This is a genomic window from Mycoplasmopsis anatis (assembly GCF_900660655.1).
GTDB lineage: Bacteria > Bacillota_I > Bacilli_A > Mycoplasmatales > Metamycoplasmataceae > Mycoplasmopsis > Mycoplasmopsis anatis.
In genome coordinates, this window is sequence record NZ_LR215035.1 from 81,182 (window position 1) to 98,558 (window position 17,377).

A 17,377-nucleotide genomic window follows, 5' to 3' on the forward strand; every position below is an offset into this window, starting at 1 on the left:
CAGACTAAACCTGTGATTTATTTATTTTTCTTTAAGTATATTTTCAACTTCTTTTTCTGTTGTTTTATCTTCAAAATCTTTAGAAATTTCAACTAATTTTTTAAAGTCACCACGTTTGATATCCGGCATTTCCAAAATAAATTTAACGTAGAATGTTCCTTCATAAGTAGATGTTTTAATTCCATAACCTTTAAATGGAATATAGGTGTTAAGTTTAAGATTATGCTTTAATTTATATTTAAATGTTCCATGAACAGAAGGAATTTCGATCTCTTTTTCTTGTAATAAATCTATAAAACCAATCTTAAGATCTAAATAAAGGTCCAACCCTTCACGTCTGTAATTCTTACTTGGAATTACATTTAAAACAATATATAAGTCTCCAGGCTCTCCACCATTAAGACCAGGACCACCGTAACCCTTAACAGTTATAATTTTACCTGTTGATGTTCCTTTAGGTGTTTTAATTGTAACTTTCTTCTCAGTCTTGATATATGAATTTCCGTTACAACTTGAACATTTTTTCTTAATAATTTTACCCGTTGATTTACATACATTACATGGTTCATTGTTTATGATTTCACCGATAATTGTTCTCATCTTAACTTTTCTGCTACCAGTACCTGAACAAGTTGAACATGTTTCTATGTCGCTACTTGATTGCGCTCCAGAACCATTACAGTGTAAACAAAGTTCAAATTTATCTAATTTTTCAGTGAATTCAGTACCATGAATCGCTTCCATGAAAGTAATTTTTTTGTTAATTTGATAATCTTCACCTTTAACTGCCCTGTTTCTATTTTTTCTTGAACCACCAAAACCCATTCCACTAAAGATATTTTCAAAGATATCTCCAAAATCAGCACCAAAACCACGTCCGTTAAATCCACCAAAACCACCAAATCCAGCTTGACCGTTTACACCATCGTGACCATAGTTATCATAATTTGCTCTTTTTTGTGGATCTGAAAGAACTTCATATGCTTCATTTATCTCTTTCATTTTCTCATCAGCACCAGGTTCTTTGTTTTTATCCGGGTGATATTTCATAGCTAATTTACGATATGCACTTTTAATTTCTTTTTCATTAGCTTTTTTGTTTATTCCTAATATTTCATAATAGTCTCTTTTGTTACTCATGTTATATATTTTAGCACAAAAATCATTTAATTGCTAATTTTTAAGTGCTATCTCTATATTCTTAGTATAAATTAAAATTTTAATATAATTGAATTATGAAATTTACTGATAAAAGTTTTATTAAAAATAGACTAATACCTGGGATAGTTTTCTTACTGGTGACTTTAATTGTGTTAACCTTAGTTATTTTATTCAACAATCCTAATATTTTGAGTGTTGATAATACTTTTAAAACTATAATTAAGATATTATGTTTTGCTGTTTTTGCAGCATTTGGTGGGTTTATTTTTTATGAATTTATTTCAAGTTTTCACCTCAAAAAGATTGAGAGCATTTTTCTAGCAATTTTAATGTTGATTACTTTAATTTTTCCATTTCATTATTTTATGATAGGTATTGTTCATAATATTTCAAGTAATGATATGGAATTTATAAAAATGGAAAATGTCGCTTTTGTAGTTGTTACTGACTATTATTCAATATTGATATGAATTTTTACTTCACTTTGCTTCTTTGTCATGAAGATTTTTTCAGTAGATAATCCAGATTATAGATCTATATTACTTAAAAGCTTTATTTTTCTTGCAGTAAGTTATTTATTGATGATATCATCTAAGATATTGATTTATTCTGTTTATTCAGAATATCAATACTTTATTTTATTTGTAGTGGTTTCTTTTGTGACAGACACTGGTGGCTATATTGGTGGTTCTCTTTTTGGAGGTAAAATTATAAAGAAAAAACTAGCTCCTAAAATTTCTCCTAAAAAAACTTGAGAAGGTGCTATAGTAGGTTTTGTATTATCAGCTATTGTTATATCAATTTTAATTTACTCTCTAGGATTATTTCAATTACATGATACAACTAAATTAAGTGCAAAAATAATACAAAATTTCTTTAGAATTTTATTAGTTATTTTTTTACCAGTCGCTGCAATTATTGGTGATTTAATCTTTTCATGCATTAAAAGATTAAACAATATTAAAGACTTCTCTAAAATATTAAGAGGTCATGGTGGATTTTTAGATAGATTTGATTCACTTTCATTAATAACTTTTGTAGGATTTACAATCCTATTGTTAATTTAAATGACTCTCACAAACGTGTGAGATTATTTTATTTAATTACATTAAATGCGAAAATATTCAAAAGAGGTAAATATGAACTTTTATAGAGATAATCATTTAGCAAGTTTCTTTAAGATGTTAAATTTGGATGATATGAAGAGTTTTAAGGATTCATTTATTGTAGATGATGAAATTATTTTTAATGAAAATAATTCAGGAATTCCTGTATATAAATTTACCATAGGTTCTTATTCAATGCCCTCTGTTGAGGACTTTTTCACATTATTACTAAAAGTATCAGAAATTAAAAACCAAATTTTCAAAATTAAATTTCATATTACCAGCAAATTTTTTGAACCAAGCGAAATAAAGAAATACATTATACGCATTCATGAAATTTATGGAGGATTAAACAATCTACACGCTTACCTAACAAAAATTGGTGAAATTAAATCTAATATAAATAATGAAAGTTATATTATAGAAGTAAAAGAGACAATAAACAAAGATCAAACCACTAAAATTTATGAAGCAGAGATTGAAAAAGTAAATAATTTTTTACATAAAATTGGATTAAAATGGTTTAAATTAATCCTACATGTGAATGAAGTTATTGATGTTGATGAATATAATAGAAAAATGAATGAAAAGAAAAAAGAAGAACTAGAACTTTTCATGAAGAAAATTGAAGAAACTGAAAAAAAGGATAACTTAATTACTTTTAATGCACCTAAAGTAAAATTTAATAGACCCACAAAAAACTATGTAAAAATGAAAATTAATGAAATTAATTCTGATCAGTCTCTTTACAATAAAACTGATGTTAATACAGTAGGAGAAATTTTTAATACAGATTATTTAGTTTCAAAAAATGGATTTCATATTTACACTTTTGTTGTAACTGATTATAACGATGCTATAGAAGTTAAAAAAATATCTAAAGCTGTCATTGAAAATACCCCTAAAATAGGAGATACTATTGAAATTTTCGGAACAATAGAGAACGACTTTAGAAATAGACGTTTCATAATGTTGGATAATTTTGTGAAAACATCTAAGCTCTTTGAGGATAAAAAAGATATTTATGAAAGAAAAAGAGTTGAATTAAACACAAGAAGTAAAATGAATACAATGGATGGTATTTTGGAAGCTAAGGAAATTTTAGATATCGCTTCAAAATATGGGCACAAGGCTGTAGCTTTGGTTGACAACACCAGTGTTCAAAACTTTCCTAAATTCTTTTATGAATCAAAAAAATCTGGAGTAAAGCCAATTTACGGTGTAACTTTTAATGTCATTCATAAAAACAATATGGCAGTTATAGGAAATGTTCTGGATGCACAATTGAGGGATGTTGAATATGTTTCATTTGATATTGAAACCACACATTTAAGTCCTCATATCGGAGATATAATTGAGTTTGGTGCTTCAATAGTAAAAGATGGTAAAATAGTTGAAAAAATTCAATTTTTCCTAAAAACTGAACAAAAACTATCAGATTTTACTAAAGAACTTACGAAAATTACCGATGATATGCTTCAAAAACAAGGTGTTGAACAAATCACAGGATTATTAAGAATTAGAGAAATTTTACACAATAAAGTAGCAGTAGCTCACAATGTACAGTTTGACTATAACTTTATTTTTGAAAAACTAAGACAAAATAATATCGAATTACCAAATACTACTTTTATTGACTCATTAGTTATTTCTAGATTACTTTTTCCGAATAAATACAAACATAAACTTGAAAACTATTGTTCATATTTAGGAGTTGAGTACTCTAGAGATATAGCTCACCGTGCGGACTATGATGCAGAGGTTTTAGCAAACGCATGAAGAGGGTCATTTCAAAAATTACAAGACTTACAAATAACAAGTTTTAAAGAATTATATGAATATAAGGATAATTCTTTATATGAAAAGACAAGAGCAGCAAATATTACTATTTTAGCCCTTAATCAGCAAGGATTAAAAGAGTTATTTGAATTAGTGACTTTTGCACTAACTGATAATTTTTATAAAGAACCTAAACTTTTTTATGAAGATTTACCTAGAAGCAAAAATTTATTAATTGGTTCATCCGGAATACAAGGAGATTTAATCGATTCATTACTTTATTCTTCAAAGGATAAAATTGATTATTACATCGACCTATTTGATTATATTGAAATACCAGCACCACAAAATTTAAAACATAAAGTTGGTTATGGTGAATTTACCGAAGAAGAAATTCAAAGACTACTAAAATATTTAGTTTTAAGGTCAAAACAAAAACAAAAAATGGTAGTTGCAATTGGTGATGTTAGATATGAATCTAAAAAAGACTTGTCGGTTTATTCTATTTTAGTTAATTCTAAAGGTATAGGTGGAGTTTCTCATTATCTATACAATTACGATAGAGATGTTAAATTACAACTTCCTTATAATGATTTTTTAACAACTGATGAAATGATTCAAGAATTTAAATTTCTAAATGATATTAAACTAATTGAAGAGATAGTGATTGATAATCCAAATAAAATTGCTGATTTAGTTGAAGAAATTGAAGTTATTAAAAAAGATTTATATACACCAAAATTTGATGATTCAACAATCAAATTACCTGAATTAGTATACAAAACTGCTCATGAGATATATGGTGAGAAATTGCCTGAAATAGTTGAAAAAAGAATAAAGAAAGAAATTGAACCTATTCTTAAATATGGTTTTGACGTTGTTTATTGAATTTCTCATATTTTAGTTAAAAAATCTTTGGATAATGGTTATTTAGTTGGTTCGCGTGGATCTGTTGGTTCTTCACTAGTTGCTACTTTGAGTGGAATAACAGAAATTAACCCTCTAGAACCGCATTATATTTGTGAAAATTGCAAGCATTTTGAAATTGCTAATGTTCCTGGTATTACTTCAGGGTTTGATCTAGAAGCTAAAAATTGTCCAAATTGCAGTATCTCTATGAAAAGAGATGGGCAGTCAATTCCTTTCGAAACTTTCTTAGGTTTTAATGCTGACAAAGTTCCTGACATCGACTTAAACTTCTCTGGCGATTATCAACCTGTTATTCATGATGAAGTTAAGAGACTTTTTGGAGATGGACATACATTTAGAGCAGGTACTATATCAACAATAGCTGAAAAAACCGCTTATGGTTATATTAAAGCAGTTAATGAAGAACAAAAATTAAACTATTCTCCTTTATTTATTGAATTTCTTTCTAAGAAACTTGAAGGTGTTAAAAAAACTACAGGTCAACATCCAGGTGGGATTATCATTATTCCTAAAGAATTTAGCGTAGAAGATTTTACCCCTGTAAACTACCCAGCTAATGATATGAGTAGTACTTGAAAAACGACACACTTTGAATATCGTGCTATACATGATAATGTGTTAAAATTAGATATTCTAGGTCATGTTGATCCGATGGCTATTAAAATGTTGGAGAGATTAACTGGTTTAAATGTTAAAAAAGATATACCGGTAAAGGATGAAAATGTTATAGGTATTTTCTCAAATACCAAATCATTAGGAATTAAACCAGAAGATATTGGTGGTGAACCTACTGGTGCTTTAGGAATACCAGAATTTGGTACAGGTTTTGTTAGACAGATGTTAAGTAAAGCAAACCCAAGCAGCTTTGCTGATTTAGTATCTCTATCAGGTCTTAGTCATGGTACAAACGTATGATTAAATAATGCACATGATTTAATAGTTAATGAAGGGCTAACTCTTAAAGACGTCATTTGTTGTAGAGATGACATTATGATTTATTTAATGTCTAAAGGAATTGAACCATCTTTATCTTTCAAAGTTATGGAACAAGTTCGTAAAGGTAAAAGCATAACTGCTGAGCAAGAAAAAGAATTGTTAAGCAAAAATGTTGAAACTTGATATATAGAAAGTATGAAAAAAATTGAATATATGTTCCCTAAGGCTCATGCAACTGCATATGTTTTAATGGCTTGAAGAATTGCGTGGTTTAAGGTTTATTATCCATTGGAATTTTATGCAACATTCTTTACAACACGTTGTGAAGCTTTTGATTTAGTCACGATGATGAATGACTATGGAGCAAATAAAATTAACAATAAAATTACCGAAATAAATTCAAAAGATAAAAAAGATAGAAGTACAAAAGAACAAAATTTAATTCCTACACTTGAATTAGCCAGAGAGATGTATAGTAGAGGTTATAAAATAAGTAATATAAATATTTATAAGTCTCTTGAAATTGAATGAGTAGTTGATAAGGAAAACAAAGCATTAATTCCACCATTTAGTGTAATTGACGGACTTGGATATAACGTTGCTCATACGATAATAAATGCTAGAAATGAAAGACCATTTCTTTCAGTTGAAGATTTTAAAAGACGTACTTCTGTTAATCAAACTCAATTCAAAGATATGCAGGAATTAGGAATTTTTGATGAGTTGGATGAAACTGACCAAATGAGATTGTTTTAACAAAAAATTATTTTTAGTATAATATCCTAGATATTATTAAGGAGACATACAAATGTTAAATACAAAAGAACTCAAACAAACAAGAACAATCTCTCTTGTTCTAATCATTTTAGCAGTAATTTCATTCCTTGTTGTTATTTTAGGATGAATTTTACCTATATTACGGATTGCTTCATGAATATTTTCAATTGTTAATTTAGTTTTAATGATTGTTGCTGCAATAAAATCAAGCAAAATCGATAGAGTGTCAATGATTTTAATTATTGTTGGAATTTTTATCAGTATTGTGGGAATTATTGGATTAATTTTATTGATTTTAAAAATTAACAAACTTTTAAGTGAAAATGAAACAAGCGAACACGTACAAATCACCGAATAATATTAATAATAAAGGTTGGAGTTAAATCTAACTTTTATTTTTATACAAAAAACCGACAAAATTAATGTCGGTCTTGTTTAATAAGATATTTTTCCTAAAATAACCTCTTCGAATGCTCCTGTTGAGCTAGTTAGATTACCACTTTGTTTTGTATATGTAAGGTAACCTAATAAAGCAAACTGAGCAGCCTCTTTTGAATCACTAGTAATACCTAGTTTTCCAAAATCGTATACTTTTATTGGTTTCAATAATTTTTGTAAAGTTTTAACTATAAATGGATTATTCGCTCCACCGCCACATACATAAACTTCATATTTTTTATCATCTTTAATAATAAATTTATTATATGAATCAGCAATTATATATGCTGTAAAAAAAGTAATTGTAGTGATAATATCTTTAGGAGAAACATAATTGAATTTATCTATAATTTGTTTGAAGTATATGTCACTATATTTTTCTCTTCCAGTGGATTTGGGTGGTTTTTGCTCATAGTAAGGATCATTTTTTAAGAATTCAAGAAGCTCTTTATTCACCTTACCACTAAGAGCTATTTTAGCATCCTTGTCATAGTCTTGATTATAAAAGTATTTCATACATTTATCAATTAGAACATTTCCTGGACCGTTATCAAATGCAAGCGGATGATCGCCAATAACTGATACATTACTCATTCCGCCAATATTTTGAAATAATCTAATTTTATTTTTATCTTTATACAAGATTTGATCAAGTTTAGGAACTAAAGGAGCTCCTTGACCTCCAACTGCAATATCTGCAGGACGAAAATCTCCAATAGTAGTAATTTTAGTTTTTTTAGCGATTACACTAATATCACCCAATTGTAAGGTTGATTTCACTTCTGTGTCATTTGGGTCTATTAAATGATAAATTGTTTGTCCATGACTTGAGATAAATTTAATTTCTTCCTTATTTAATTTGTTCTCTTTAATGAATTTATTAACTTCGTTTGCGTAAAAATTTGCTATTTCAAAATTTAATGAACATAAAAATCTGCTGGTGATATTTTGTTCAAATGACTTCATTATTTTATTTTTTAACTGTGATGGAATAGGAACCATTTTGAAGTTTAATAAATTCATTTTTATTTTTTTACCATCGCTAATTTCAACATGAGCAATATCGAGTGCATCAACACTTGTGCCACACATTAAACCGATAGCTTGAATTTTATTTTTCAAATGTAAACCTTTCAAGAGGTTTTAAATAATCTAATAAGATCAACTCTTCATCTACTATTTTACCTACAACACTTTTACCGCTGTCGATATTTTTTTGTTCCTGTAAAATAATTTGTAATTCACCTTTATATTGACCGTAGTTGTTATTGCAAATTACAACATCACCTTTTGTGAGTACCTCTGGTGTATTATGGGCAGGAAAATCTTCAGATTTATATTTAACTCTTGATTGGGTTGATCTAACACTATATGAATTTGTGTCTCCGCGTCTAAAATGTGGATTATTAAATAAAATAGTATTTTCTATTTCTGAATTATTTATTAACGAGTCTCTTTCAAGTCTAAAACTAATGATTGGATTTTGGTGAACTTTTGCAAGAAGTTTTAATTCTTCTTCACTGGCAAAAGAATTACCAATAATTGTGTCATCAATTAAACCTGTAGCTCTATAAAACTTATATTGCGAATCAATTCTCATGTTTCTAAGTAACTCAAGTGATACTAGTCCATGTGATAACACTCATGGACCAACTTTTGCTGAATGAGAAGTAATAAATGCTGCAGTTTTAATATTATTTTCCTTGAATTTTTGGGTAATTTTGTTAAAGAATTCTAATGAAAGACCTGTGTACGCTTGAGGATAGAAATTATGTGATGCAATCAGCATCTCTTTGTTAGGATTGTATGAAAGGATATTATCAAAGTATTTGTTATCATTTGAAATATTAATTTCTATCATTAAATTTTGCGGATTATATGTCATGTCCGCTTCTTTTTTACCGTCAAAGCCCATATCTAAACGAATTCCATCAGCGTTAAGTTTGCTAAAGAATGTTAGATCATCATAAGATGCACCAAATTGTTCAAAAACTCTTGGATTTACATCCAGGATTATGATAAAGCCAAGTTTGTGTGCATATTCATTAATTTCACTAAAGATTTTTATGGTTTCCTCTTTATCTGTTGTAGCAGAAAGAAGACATGAAAAAACTCTTTTAAATCCATATTTATGAGCTAATTCAAGGTATTTGAATATATCATTTTTATCTTGTTTTTCAGGATAAATTGAAATTCCAAGCATTATTTTTTTCCTTTCCTTTCTTTTGTGTCATATTTGGTTCAACCCGCTGCTTTTTTAGCTTTATCAATACGTAATTTTCTTCAGATATCTCAACGATTTAAGAAAACACATACACTAAAACCCATAAATAAACAAGTAGGAAAACCAGCACTATACAAGATGATTTCGCCATTGACATTTTCGATAATCATTGGTGTTGCAATTAATAGTAAAACTATAAATGGAAGTGGAACAATAATTCAAGAAGAAATTTTTTTAATTCATTTTAGTTCTCAAGTGTAGAAACCAATAAAGTAACCAATAATAGCAGTTAACATTAAGGTTATTGTAAATCAAAATTCACTCATTTTTAAGCTTTTACTTTATTTTTTCTTTTGAATATACTTCTTGAATTAATTTCTTTTCTTACTTGTTCACGAATTAATTCTTCATTATATTCAACATTATCTTTTTTAGCTTGTTCAATTCTTTCTTGAGTTTCTTGTTCAATTTCTTCTCTAACCATTTTTCTATCATATGCTTTAGCAAATGGGAATCATATTAATGCACTAACGAACATTAAGAAGAATGTAAATACACAAGCTTGTCAACTAAGCCCAGTTGCCAATAGCGCTCCCACTGGTGTAGGAAGAGTTCAACCTGCTGTTTGTGTTGCAACAGGGATAATATTAAGTTGCATGCAAACAAAGGTTATTGTTCCTAAAGCGATAGGTGAAAGAATTGCTGGTAAAGCTAAATATGGGTTAAGAACTAATGGATATCCAAAGATAATTGGTTCATTAATATTGCAAATACCTGGGATGATTGATGGGTATGTAATAGCTCTTATATATTTAGATTTAGCAAATAACAACATTACTAAAATTAAACCAAATGTAGCTCCATCTCCACCAATTCATACGAATCATTGATAGAATGGTTCGGTAATAATTATTCCACCATCTTTTGCAAATAATTGAGTAACTTTTAATGTTGTAAGTAATTGAGTGTTTTGTCCAATTGCAACTAATCAGAATGGTCTAGCTAGTGCACCAACAACAGATACACCGTGAATTCCAGCGATTCAAAGAATCATAATTAGTAATACAACTAAAACAAATCCTAGATAGTTATTTCCTGCAAATAATCCTTGTAAAGGAGCTAGAATGTAGTTTGCATATGAGTGAATGTTAAATTCCAAGAAGTTGAAAACAACTAAACAAGGAATCATAACAAAAATCATTGGTATTAAAGCGTTAAATGGTTTTGCAACAACTGCTGGAACGCTTTTTGGCAGTCTAATCATAATGTTGTATTTAGTACAAATTCTGAAGATTTCGACTGAAAAAATTGAAATTAAGATTCCTCCAAAAACTGTAGCACTACCAAATGATGCTGTTGTAAATTGTGGGTTTCCTATAGTTTTGTATGTAGGTCCTGTAATACTAATAAGATAAGCAATTAAAGTCATTAAAATTGCTTGTTGTTCATCTAATTTGTATGTTTTAGCTAGGGAACGTGAAATACCCATAACTGCAAAAAGTCCAAGCATTGGATAAGTTAGACGATATGGAAGCATAAGTAAATATGCTCACTTACCACCTGCTTTTTGCATTAAGATATCTATACCTAATGTAGCGGTTGCTCCAATAGGGAAGAAAAAGATAATCATGAATGTAGAACCAATTAGAAGAATAGGAATGATTGAAATCATACCATTTCTAATTGCATTAATGTATCTGTTTTCACCAATTTTAGCCATGATTGGCATAAAAATACGTTCGATAGATTTAAGAAGATTTGTGTAAACTAGGACACAAAAAGTTGACAAATAAATGTCAACTTTTTTTATTGGAGGAAATATGGGAAAACATTTATCTTCCAATCATTGATTCGAACTCATCAATGATTGGAATAATGGATTATCTAGAAAGATAATCCTTGAAAAATATATTAATTTTTCTGGGCACTGAAAGTTAAAAGCCAACGGGATAAGAACTTTTTTTAGAACATTAAAATATAGAGCAAAAGTTTATAATAAAGGTATGGAATACATTTTAACAAGCAAAAAACATCCTAGTGAGATGAAGAAACGTGGAAGACCCAGAAAAGAAAATAAAGATCAAGAAATTGATTGAAGTGATTTTAAGAGAGAAGAATTGATAGAAATTGCTAAAAGATATGTTGAGATAACTAAAGACATGCCTAAAAGAGAAAAAACAAAAGAATCAAAAGCATTAACTGAAACATCAATTACTAAAATTTCTAAATTATTGAAGATTTCAAGACAATCTATTTATAATACAAGAAAAAGAGATTGTTCAACTAAAAAATGAAATTCTACAATACCTGAAAAATATAGAGAAGAGATTTTAGAAGCTAGAAGAAAACATAAAAATGCAGGCAGAACTAAATTATCAAAAATCATGCAAAATGACTTTAATATAGTATTAAATGAAAGAACTTTAGGGAGATTTCTTAGCAAAAACAACTTAAATTCAGAAATAAGAAAACGTAGAAGAACAAAAGAAATAAAAGATATTAATTACATAGGAGAAGACTTAGTTAAAAGAGATTATAACGATTCTCAAAATCTCAATATTAAGTGTACTGATATAACATACTTACCTGCTACAAAAGATGCAATCCAAAACCACGTTTATCTTTCTGTGATTATTGATCATAGATCTAAATTAGTTGAATCATTTCAACTATCTTTTTACAATGATCTTGACTTAGTTATGGATAATTTAAATAAAAATAATTTCAATAATAAAACTTTTATAGTTCATTCGGACCATGGATTTCAATATACAAACGAAAGATTTATAGATAAAGTCAAATCATTGAATGGAAGAACTTCATACTCAAGAATTGGTAATAGTCTGGATAATAGAGAAGCAGAATATTGGTTCTCGGTGTTGAAAACTGAATTCATTAGAGATTTGAATGTAAGAAATTTAACGTTAAAAATGTTAAATGATGAAATAAAAAAATTCATAAATTATTATAATAATGAAAGAATACAATCAAATTTAAATTGAAAAACACCAAAGCAATTTGCAATGATGTCTTAAAATATTTTTTTGTCAACTTTCGTTGTCCTAGTTTAGTGACTTTTGAGTTTTTTATTTTCTCTTTTTCATTATTCCTCCATTAATCTTTTAATATTTGTTAATAATTTATTAGCTCCAAGCGGAGTATACTCAGCCATTTGGATTTGATAAATTAATTTATTTTTGCTTTTAGCGAATTGCTCTACTTGATCGTATCTATATTTCACTTGTGGAGCTACTAAAACAATGTCAAAATCATTTTGATATTCATCCATTTCAGGTAGTCCAATTGCATTAGCACTAAAATTATTTATTTGAAGATTTTTTGCCTCTTTTTCAAGTGAATTTATTAGTATTTGTGTACTCATTCCACCTGAACATATTAATAAAACTTTCATTATTTTACTTCCTCTTTTTTAGATTTTTTAAGTACTATTAATAAAATTAGAAGTACTGCTACAAAAGCGAAGTAAACGAATACAACTGATAAAATGATATATTTAATTTTATCGTTATTAGCTGTTAAAACACTTAGCTGGCTATCAACTAAAGGTTTACCATTTTGTAGTAGATCATATACTAAACTTGGTTCAAAAGCCTTATAGCTTATAGCACTAAAGATTGCTGTAATAACTGCAAGAACAGTTAAAAAGATTACTAAAATAGATAAAATATTATCTTTTTTTGATACAGTAACGTTATCTTTTTTGTTTTTAATTAAGGCTTTAAGAACATAATAAAGAGCTAAAGCAGCAAAAAGAATCATGATAATTACTGTAACATTCATATTCATATCACCATATTTGTGTGCTTGAATTGCAAAATCAGTTTTTCCCGATTGAATAATTTTAGGAATAAAAGATAATGTCCCAGTTATAGAAAATATCACACTTAATAATGAAAGCACGAATGGACGGATCATTTTCCCTTTTAACATGTTTTTCCTTTCTATTTACTATTTAATTTTCTAAATATTTTTATTGTTTTTTCAGCACTTATTAATGCACTTTCAGCTTGCATGAATTGATCCTCTGCATGAATTAATAATAAAGGTATATTATTAATTTGTTTATTAGCTTCAGCTGTTAGTAATTCTGCATGTGAGCTGTGTACATTTTGTAATAATTGCTTTCCTTCTTTTATTTTTTGTTCTGCTAGTTCAAAATTGGATTCAATTGCAGCGTCTAACGCTTCCAAGAATAGAGCTTTTGCTCCACCACTATTCGCAATTAGTTCAAAGGCAATTAATTCTACATTTATTTCTTTATCCATAAATTTTTTCATATTCCTTTTTAGCTTGTTCATAATTTCAGTTATTTTCAATCATTAAAATTGATATTTTTACGTTGTTTGCAACCTTGAAAATTTCCTCAACAAAATCACGAGGTTTTTTTGTTATTTGCATAATCATGTTTATACATCTTTCACGTAACTTTTGATTTGAAGGAACTACGTTAATCATAAAGTTTTCTTCAACATATCCCAGTTTAATCATTACTGATGATGAAATTATGTTGCATACTAATTTTTGAGAAGTACCAGCTTTTAATCTAGTTGAACCAGTTATAGTTTCTGCTCCAGTTTCGATTTCAACAGCAACATCTACTAATTTAGAAGTTGGTGAATTAATACTGTTACATACAAATGCTGTTTTGGCTCCAATTTTTTTAGCATACTCTAGCCCAGAAACAACATATGGTGTTCTTCCTGAAGCTGTTAAACCGATTAAAATATCGTTCTGTGTTAAATTTATATTTTGTAAGTCTTTTATCGCTTGTTCAGTATCATCTTCTGAGCCTTCTTGAGGTGTGATAATTGCGTCCATTCCACCAGCAATTATTCCTATAACTTTATTTTTAACCCCAAAAGTTGGATATATTTCAGAAGCATCAAGAATACCAATTCTTCCACTAGTACCAGCTCCAATGTAAATAATTCTTCCATCGTGCTCCTTAAGCTGTTTATAAGCAATTTCAATTATTTGAGAAATTTGTTCTTTATTTTTAAGTACAAGTGGGGGTACAAGCGAATCTTCGTAATTAAATTTTTCTACAATCTCAATAGTAGAAACTTTCGATAAATTTGTGGTTCTTTGATTCCTTTGTTCTGTATCAAGTTTAGAAATTTCATTCACCTCAAATTCCTCCGATTCTACACAGCTCTATAAATTAGAATTCCAGGTACTTTTGCTGGATCATAATAGACTGTTTTACCTTGTGCATTACTTTCTTTAGAGTTGATATTTCTATCTTGTAGGTATTCTACAAGTGGTGTATCAACAACTTTCATGTTTTTAGAACTTGATGAAGCATTTCTATAGTATGCTTTTTTGAATGTTTGACCATTTTGATCAACTTCATCCTTAAACACTAATAAACCACAGTGTGTTACATCTAATCAATCATTAAGTGATGAAGGAGCAGCTAATGTAATGATGTCTCCTTCCTTAAAGTGTTCATAAAGTAATGCATCTGTAACACTATTGTAGTTAATATAACTTATTTCTCTTTCTTCACTTCCAGCACCCGCAAGAACTTCTTTACCTGTTGATGCTTTAATATTTCTATTAAATCTTAGTGTAGTAACTTTATCTGCACCTATAACATTTTTATCAATGACATTAGTCATTTGTAGTCCTGTTGGTGAGAATTTTTCACTAGCTCAGTCTGTGAAAAAGTGTTTTCTAGTATTGTAACTTACCTTTCCACCGACATATCTAGTATTAACTAAATTTTTAATAAACTCATCTTCTGTAGTTGAATTTACTAGTGCATAAATATAATCTAAATATGTAAAACAATCTAGATTATCAAGATCAACAACTAGAATTTCTGCTGTATCTGGTGAACCGATCAATCTTTCAGCGGTATATTTCACGTTCATGAACTCATTAGAAACCTTTACTAATAATTCATTCTTTGAAATATTTTCTTTTTTTCATTCTGTTATTTTACTTAATACTTCTTTAACCTTATTCATTGTAGATGGATAAGTTAAGATTGCATAATCGTTTTCACTAAGATATTTTGAATAACCATTTACTAATTCAAATGATGCTCTAGCTTTAACACTTTGAATGAATTTGTCAAATTCATCAATTTTTGTTTTAAGATCAGCGTTATTTTCATAACTTTTATGTTCAGCGATTGCAGCATTTACTAGATTTAGAAGCTCTTTTGCTTTTGCTATTTCTGCTCTAGATTCTTTAAGTAAATGTGCTCTTTTTCCACCACCTAAACTTTCTTTATTGAATTTTTCAATGTCATCAATTTTAGCCTTTAATTCGTTTGAATAAGCTATTGATACATTTATTTCTTTGTTAGAATTTTCAATATTTTTTACTTGTTCAGATTTTTGGACGCATGATACTAATGGTAAAGTTGTTAGTATTGTAGAAGCTCCAAAAATTAAAGTGGTAATTTTTTTGTTTAACTTCATTAAACCTCCCTATCTCTACAACTAAATTTTAATATTTAATAGCATGAAATTAAAAATATTTTTACAAATCTTTTAATTATGTTAAAATATTTTGAAATTTATCTAAAAAAGCAATTTTGGTTATCTTTTGTAGTAGAAAATCGATTTTTTATACAAAATCAAAATTTATGGAAATATGTTTTTCCGTAAAATAGAAAAGTCATGCGACCATTATCGCATGACCGTTTTTATTTATTGGGTCTTTTAGTAAAATAATAGTGTCCAAAAATACGAAAGGACCCAATATGATTATAGCAAATATTAAAAATTCTCTTGAAAAAGTTGTGTGTATAAAAAATAAACAAAAACACCTCACAAATACTCATTATTTGATAAAGAATTCTGATGATGAAATTAGACTATTACATTCAAAAGTTATAAAAACTAGACTATTGAAAGAAAATCAAATGAGCATCCTTCATTTTAATGAATGTCTAAGATTAATCAAAGAAAATAAAACCGTCTCTCAAGTTTCAAGTATTGTCGGATTTCAAACAAAAACTATTAAAAAACTATTAAAAATTTCTACAACAAATAAAGGCGATTTTGTTAAGAAATTTAAGAAAGTTTGTCGCAACTGCGACAATTATATTAACTATGTTAATTACATAGATTTTAATTTATTAGCTGAGCATTTGATATTTTATAAATCAAAAAGAACTAGGCTTCATTCAAAAACTATTCAAAACAAATGAAAAAATTTTGTTAGATTTTGAAATGATGAGGTCAACTATTTTAGAAAAAATAGATTTAGTAAGGACTTTACAAAAAGAGCTATAAAAGTTTCTGCTAAAGCGATCGTTAATAAATTTAAGAAACTGTATCCTAACAGTTCTTGTCCTACTGCAAGCACTGTATATAAGTGCTTAAAGTCAAATGAGTTTTCTTTATCTATAGATATTTTGCAATTTCTTTCGGTAGGAAAATACAAAAAAAGAATTAAAAAAACTCAAAAAAGTTCTCTTAAAAATGCTATTCCGATTCATCAAAGACCTGAGGAAGCTAACAATAGAACTACAGAAGGCCATTACGAACTTGATACAGTTATTGGTAAACGTGAGGACAAGTATTGTTTAGTTACTGTTTTAGATAGAAAATCTAGAAAACTTTATTCAGTTAGATCACTAAAGACTTCTCTAGCAGTAAAGAAATCGCTAATTAAAATTATCGAAAATAACAAATTGAGAATCAAAACTTTAACGATTGACAATGGCTCCGAGAACGTGTTGTTGCACGAGGTTATTAATCAAAACAATTTATACAAATGTGACGCATACTGCTCATATCAAAAAGGTTCTATTGAGAACATTCACAGACATATCAGAAGATATATTGCTAAAGGAATTTCTATGGATAAATTTTCCGATGAACAAATTCAAATAATGATCAATAGAATTAACGAATATTTATCACTTATCTCAAAATAATATTAAAAAAATTTAAAAATCGGTCATGACCGATTCTTTTGATGTGCTTTTTTAATTAAAAAATCAATATAATTATAAATATTGAAGCACTATCGTACTTCAAGCTCT

15 protein-coding genes are annotated in these 17,377 nt (G+C 28.0%); 5 read left to right on the top strand and 10 right to left on the bottom strand.

What is annotated here, in order from left to right:
• Positions 1-21 precede the first annotated feature (21 nt).
• Positions 22-1,140: a DnaJ domain-containing protein gene (locus tag EXC66_RS00390; protein ID WP_006886683.1), complete on the bottom strand. Its 1,119-nt coding sequence runs from the start codon at positions 1,138-1,140 to the stop codon at positions 22-24.
• Between the two features lie 95 nt (positions 1,141-1,235).
• Between EXC66_RS00390 and EXC66_RS00395 the strand changes: the two genes are divergently transcribed.
• The 3 genes from EXC66_RS00395 to EXC66_RS00405 all read left to right on the top strand — a co-directional run bounded on the left by EXC66_RS00395 (position 1,236) and on the right by EXC66_RS00405 (position 7,047).
• Complete coding sequence (locus EXC66_RS00395; RefSeq protein ID WP_006886684.1) at positions 1,236-2,228, top strand: phosphatidate cytidylyltransferase; 993 nt, start codon at positions 1,236-1,238, stop codon at positions 2,226-2,228.
• Positions 2,229-2,300: 72 nt separating this feature from the next.
• Entirely contained in the window at positions 2,301-6,668 is a 4,368-nt protein-coding gene (locus EXC66_RS00400) for a PolC-type DNA polymerase III (protein ID WP_112579188.1), read from the top strand.
• A 52-nt stretch (positions 6,669-6,720) separates the two neighbouring features.
• Positions 6,721-7,047, top strand: coding sequence for a hypothetical protein (locus tag EXC66_RS00405; RefSeq protein WP_006886686.1), 327 nt, complete (start codon positions 6,721-6,723; stop codon positions 7,045-7,047).
• Between the two features lie 77 nt (positions 7,048-7,124).
• Here the strand turns inward: EXC66_RS00405 and EXC66_RS00410 are convergent, their stop codons facing one another.
• From EXC66_RS00410 to EXC66_RS00425, 4 genes are read right to left on the bottom strand one after another with little or no spacing between them, the layout of a single operon-like run.
• On the bottom strand, positions 7,125-8,249 hold the full coding sequence (locus tag EXC66_RS00410; protein WP_006886687.1) for an anhydro-N-acetylmuramic acid kinase: 1,125 nt from the start codon (positions 8,247-8,249) through the stop codon (positions 7,125-7,127).
• Positions 8,239-9,330: a DUF871 domain-containing protein gene (locus EXC66_RS00415; RefSeq protein WP_006886688.1), complete on the bottom strand. Its 1,092-nt coding sequence runs from the start codon at positions 9,328-9,330 to the stop codon at positions 8,239-8,241. The genes EXC66_RS00410 and EXC66_RS00415 overlap by 11 nt, the downstream gene beginning before the upstream one ends.
• Complete coding sequence (locus EXC66_RS00420) at positions 9,330-9,677, bottom strand: hypothetical protein (RefSeq protein ID WP_006886689.1); 348 nt, start codon at positions 9,675-9,677, stop codon at positions 9,330-9,332. The genes EXC66_RS00415 and EXC66_RS00420 overlap by 1 nt, the downstream gene beginning before the upstream one ends.
• Before the next feature lie 2 nt (positions 9,678-9,679).
• Positions 9,680-11,071, bottom strand: a complete 1,392-nt coding sequence (locus EXC66_RS00425; RefSeq protein ID WP_158525047.1) for a PTS sugar transporter subunit IIC — start codon at positions 11,069-11,071, stop codon at positions 9,680-9,682.
• Positions 11,072-11,171: 100 nt separating this feature from the next.
• Between EXC66_RS00425 and EXC66_RS00430 the strand changes: the two genes are divergently transcribed.
• The gene (locus EXC66_RS00430) at positions 11,172-12,386 is read left to right on the top strand and encodes an IS3 family transposase (RefSeq protein WP_112579108.1); all 1,215 of its coding nucleotides are present in this window, start codon (positions 11,172-11,174) and stop codon (positions 12,384-12,386) included.
• A gap of 68 nt (positions 12,387-12,454) precedes the next feature.
• Here the strand turns inward: EXC66_RS00430 and EXC66_RS00435 are convergent, their stop codons facing one another.
• Genes EXC66_RS00435 through EXC66_RS00455 form a run of 5 tightly spaced genes read right to left on the bottom strand, consistent with a single transcriptional unit; the run spans position 12,455 to position 15,803 of the window.
• A complete protein-coding gene (locus EXC66_RS00435; protein ID WP_006886700.1) occupies positions 12,455-12,763 on the bottom strand; it encodes a PTS sugar transporter subunit IIB in 309 nt (102 codons plus the stop codon).
• Positions 12,763-13,302: a hypothetical protein gene (locus EXC66_RS00440; protein ID WP_112579184.1), complete on the bottom strand. Its 540-nt coding sequence runs from the start codon at positions 13,300-13,302 to the stop codon at positions 12,763-12,765. Before EXC66_RS00440 ends, EXC66_RS00435 begins: the two co-directional genes overlap by 1 nt.
• An 11-nt stretch (positions 13,303-13,313) precedes the next feature.
• A complete protein-coding gene (locus EXC66_RS00445) occupies positions 13,314-13,649 on the bottom strand; it encodes a PTS lactose/cellobiose transporter subunit IIA (RefSeq protein WP_006886702.1) in 336 nt (111 codons plus the stop codon).
• Entirely contained in the window at positions 13,630-14,499 is an 870-nt protein-coding gene (gene murQ, locus EXC66_RS00450; protein ID WP_006886703.1) for an N-acetylmuramic acid 6-phosphate etherase, read from the bottom strand. The genes EXC66_RS00445 and murQ overlap by 20 nt, the downstream gene beginning before the upstream one ends.
• Before the next feature lie 17 nt (positions 14,500-14,516).
• Positions 14,517-15,803 carry an N-acetylmuramoyl-L-alanine amidase-like domain-containing protein gene (locus EXC66_RS00455; protein ID WP_006886704.1) on the bottom strand — a complete coding sequence of 429 codons (1,287 nt, stop codon included), beginning with the start codon at positions 15,801-15,803 and terminating at the stop codon, positions 14,517-14,519.
• 284 nt (positions 15,804-16,087) lie between these two features.
• Here EXC66_RS00455 and EXC66_RS00460 point away from each other — a divergent pair, with 284 nt between their 5' ends.
• Entirely contained in the window at positions 16,088-17,269 is a 1,182-nt protein-coding gene (locus tag EXC66_RS00460; protein ID WP_129622294.1) for an IS30 family transposase, read from the top strand.
• The last annotated feature ends 108 nt before the right edge of the window (positions 17,270-17,377 follow it).